Here is a 4,025-nt window from a genome sequence, read left to right as displayed (position 1 = left end):
AATAGAGGCTTTTATGTAAAAAATGATAATAATATCATAATAGAGAAATATTTAAGATTGTCAATGAAATATGATGCTAGTTTAGGCGGTTATGTAGAGAAAAAATATTGGAATATTAATGACTTTCAAAGAAAAGGATTAACATTAAAAAGAAAAACTGTAAACTTTGGTGTTGGTACTCATGAGTTTAATTTCCCAAGTGATGTTAATAGTATTACAGTTCATATATGTTCAGGTGGGGGCGGTGGATATTATGGCATATTGGATACAGCTGGAACAGCACATACTGTAGGAGGCGACTCTAAAATATTAATAAACGATAAAGCTATAACAACCTGCACTGGAGGTGGTATATTATATAAAACTGGAAGCGGTGCTTTAGAGATAGCAGGAGGAAAAGGTGGAGTAGCAAGCGGTCAAGGGAAATTAATAAATGGAAACAATGGAACAATTACAAGGTGGAATAATAAAAATCATAATACAGGTGCAGTATTCAGCAATAATACTACTTTAGCTAGCGGAGGAAATGGAGGCAATGGTTCTATAGAGGGTTATGGTTCAGCAGGCGGAGGAAGCGGAAGTGCAGCTATTGTAGATGTAACAAGAAGTATGCTTGGCAGTGCAGGTAAAATAAAAATTATAGTTGGTGCCGGAGGAAATGGAGGTACTAACAGTAACAATCATGGCGTTACTGCTAATGGAGAAAAAGGACAAGATGGGTCAGCAGTCATAGAATATATGCAGAAATAGTTTATATAGGAGTAAGTGAGCCGAAGCACATCTATAATTTATTATAGATGTAATTATAGCGTAGGCGAACATAGCAATAGTAATGAAGAGTTTTGCTAATATCATAGAACTTGATATTTCTAGTCCTGATACTAGATTAATATTTGCACCTTTCGGAGGTGTATGGAGAGCAAGTATTAATGAAATATACTCATTATACAGCAGTTCTTATTTTAATGAATTATTTAATATTAAAGAAAATGAATTGTATAATTTGTTTAATGTAGGCTCTATAAGTGTAGACAATGACAGAGGATATATAGAAGTATTTTCTTTAGAAGCTCTTTATAAACAAAATAAATCTTATTATCAATATAAAAAAGATAATATTAATTATATAGCTATACATTTTAATAACTTTGAAACTCCTTACAGTAAAAAAAATATTATTATAAATATAAAAAGATTATTCTCTACACGTGAATGGCTTGATAGTAATAATAATTTAATTACTGAATTAAATAATATGTATATAGAGCCTAGAGTGGAAGAAATAGATACAGCGGATATAGAAGGCGATTCACTTTCTTTTGATACTATTCAAACAAATGAAATGTCTGTTACATTAAGAAATGATGATGGCCTTTTTGATGATTTTATTAATTTATACGGCAATAGATTTTTAGTTAGGCAGGTATTTGACTATCAAGCGGACAGCCGAATGCCTGCCGATTTTAATAAATCGGCAGGAGCTTATAATGAGGCTGGGAGCGTAGCAGCAATAAGTGATTTTTCTGATTCAAAAATTATATTCTCTGGTTTTATTCAAAAGCCTGACTATGCTTTTTTAGAAACTGTAACAATAACAGCTTCAGATATAAGAGCTTCTTTTTCTGCTGAACTTCCTAAAAATGTTTTTAATGAAAAAGAATACCCAGATTTAAAGAACTTCCCTGAGAATGTTCAAAGCGGGGAAGATACTATTGACACCTGCAGAACTTTAGCAGCTGGACATGGCATTATAGTAAAATTAAAGCCTATAAAATATTATACTCCAAGCATACTAAATCCTGATTTGATTCCTGAAGTAGTTTTTGAAATATGCGATACATCAAGACATGCTATAGAAAATATTGTTAATAGGAAAGATCCGCTTGATGAAAATAAATTAAAACCTCATATATATTTTATAGAAACACCAGAGAGTGAAAATGAAATAATAGAACGTGAAGGAACTGTAATAAGCGGAGAATTAGAAATATTTATTCCAGAGTTCAAAGACTATAATGATGGAAAAGGAAGTCAAAGAGTATGGACTTTAGATAAAGAAAAAGGGCAGTTAATTTTCAGAGGGCATAAACAAGTACATTCTATAACAGATACTAATGATAATTTATATGAGTTATATGCAGAAATAGATATACCGCCTTATAAATCTTTAACTCTCATCAGAGAGGTTTTAGAAGATTATGAGAACATAGCATACATTAAAGAAAATTATAATATAGAAAATTGGCAGATAGAAGAAGAACGTTCAAGAGAAATCGCTGTTTTACTTGATAATGATAATAAAAAGACTACACTTGATGTAATAGGAGAACTTTCCTTTTTAGAACAAGGAAGATTAGAAATATACAATAATAAAATAGACTTTATTAGTACAAGGTTTCGCAGCAATGAAGCTAAGTATAAAATAAAGCAATACTGTATGGGAAGAGTTGATAAAACAGTAGAAGAAGGTGAATATTTATCAAGCTGCAGCATTAAATATGATTTATTAAAGTCTACATACAAAAATATTGATTTTGAAGAGGAAGCGAAAAAAAGGCATAGAATAAATGCACATGAGGAGTTTGAAACTTTATTAAAAAGAAAAGAAGATGCTATCAGTTTATCTAATGAAATAATGAGAAGCAGATATTTATTAAAAGAGTATTATACATTTGAATATTATGAAACTTTAGATTTTCTAAAGTTATTTGATATAGTAGAGTTTGAATATAAAAGAGAAAACGGCACTTACTACATAAAGCCTTGTAAGTGCGAGATACTTAAACTTAATATATTTGACAATGTTATAAAATTAAGACAATTATAGTTTTAGGGGGGTGTTAATGACTTGCGATAAATGCACAAAGAAAAAAGAATGCACAGCATTATGTAAAGACATGGAAGCTAAATTAATGAACAGTTTGAAAAACAATAATTTCTATGCAGAAAGTACAAATAAAAATATGAATAGAAAATATAATGACTGCTTATCTCAAACTATATATATTTACGGCTGTTCTGAGTACGAACATAAAAAAATCAGAAGAGTGATAGTAGCTTTACTTTCTAAAGAGCAAAGACAGGTATTAGAGCTTTATAATGAGGGCTTAAGTCAAAAGGAAATAGCTGAACAATTAGGAACTAATCAGGCAAATATATCTGCTAAACTGAAACATATAAAAAAGACTATCAAAAAAGGTTTAGTTTGTGTTATAGAGCGTATTATAGAATAAAATAAAAAGCGATATTTTAATTATATATTATAAGAAATATATAAGGATTAAAATATGGCAAAAGAAAGTATTACAGAATTAAGTAAAAAAGAAAGTTCATTGATAGAAAAATATATCAAACTGAAAAATGATAAAAAAAAGAATGAAGAAAATATTGAGGCTATGAAAGATGATGTTCTTAATATATTAAAAGCACATCAAGGTAAAATAGTTCATAACGGATATAACATATCAATGCATGAAAATACAACATATCAATACAGCGACTGCATAGTTAATATGGAAACAGAGATTAAAGTATTAAAACAAAGAGAAGTAACGCTTCAAATAGCAAAAGAAAAAAGCAGCAGCGAATATATAAAAGTATATGAGCTGCACGGAAACGTCTCTCAGGGAAAAGATAAGGAGGCAAGCCAAAATGATAAATAAAGAAACTATAGAAAAATTGAATATAAATACAAAATGGCTTACCCCATTAAACAATACACTAAATAAATATAACATAAAAGACAAAAAAGAGATAGCCATGTTCTTGGCACAAACAACACATGAAAGTAATAATTATAAAAGACTTGAAGAGAGCTTCAGATACACTCCTCAAAGGCTTTTTGATGTATTCAAAAAAAGAGTTGGAAGTTTAGAAAATGCTAAAAAATTATGTCTTCAAGGAGCTGAGGCTATAGGCAATTTTGTTTACGGCGGACGTTTGGGTAACGGCCAAGATGAAGGATATAAATACAGAGGCAGAGGCATTATTCAGCTTACTGGAAAAAATAATTATAAAAACTACGG

The 4,025-nt window shown here is 29.9% G+C and carries 4 protein-coding genes and 1 pseudogene; all 5 read left to right on the top strand.

Features of this window, described 5'->3' with window-relative positions; translation table 11 throughout:
- Nucleotides 1-750, top strand: a 750-nt coding sequence (locus Q0K19_RS14975) for a hypothetical protein (RefSeq protein WP_297249372.1), incomplete at its 5' end; no start/stop codon positions are given.
- 82 nt (nt 751-832) lie between these two features.
- Nucleotides 833-2,827, top strand: a complete 1,995-nt coding sequence (locus Q0K19_RS14970) for a hypothetical protein (protein ID WP_297249370.1) — start codon at nt 833-835, stop codon at nt 2,825-2,827.
- A 16-nt stretch (nt 2,828-2,843) separates the two neighbouring features.
- A complete protein-coding gene (locus Q0K19_RS14965; protein WP_297249368.1) occupies nt 2,844-3,233 on the top strand; it encodes a sigma factor-like helix-turn-helix DNA-binding protein in 390 nt (129 codons plus the stop codon).
- Nucleotides 3,234-3,287: 54 nt separating this feature from the next.
- Entirely contained in the window at nt 3,288-3,662 is a 375-nt protein-coding gene (locus Q0K19_RS14960; protein ID WP_297249366.1) for a hypothetical protein, read from the top strand.
- A pseudogene (locus Q0K19_RS14955) lies at nt 3,652-4,025 on the top strand (glycoside hydrolase family 19 protein); the annotation flags it as partial. The gene Q0K19_RS14960 and the pseudogene Q0K19_RS14955, both read left to right, overlap by 11 nt.

Source organism: uncultured Brachyspira sp., from assembly GCF_944393015.1.
In the GTDB taxonomy this organism is placed as follows: domain Bacteria; phylum Spirochaetota; class Brachyspiria; order Brachyspirales; family Brachyspiraceae; genus Brachyspira.
This window is presented reverse-complemented; position numbering and strand designations above follow the sequence as displayed.

Coding starts and splice junctions, on each gene's coding strand:
- Q0K19_RS14965 (WP_297249368.1), top strand. CDS start 2,844: ATGACTTGCGATAAATGCACAAAGAAAAAAGAATGCACAGCATTATGT.
- Q0K19_RS14970 (WP_297249370.1), top strand. CDS start 833: ATGAAGAGTTTTGCTAATATCATAGAACTTGATATTTCTAGTCCTGAT.
- Q0K19_RS14960 (WP_297249366.1), top strand. CDS start 3,288: ATGGCAAAAGAAAGTATTACAGAATTAAGTAAAAAAGAAAGTTCATTG.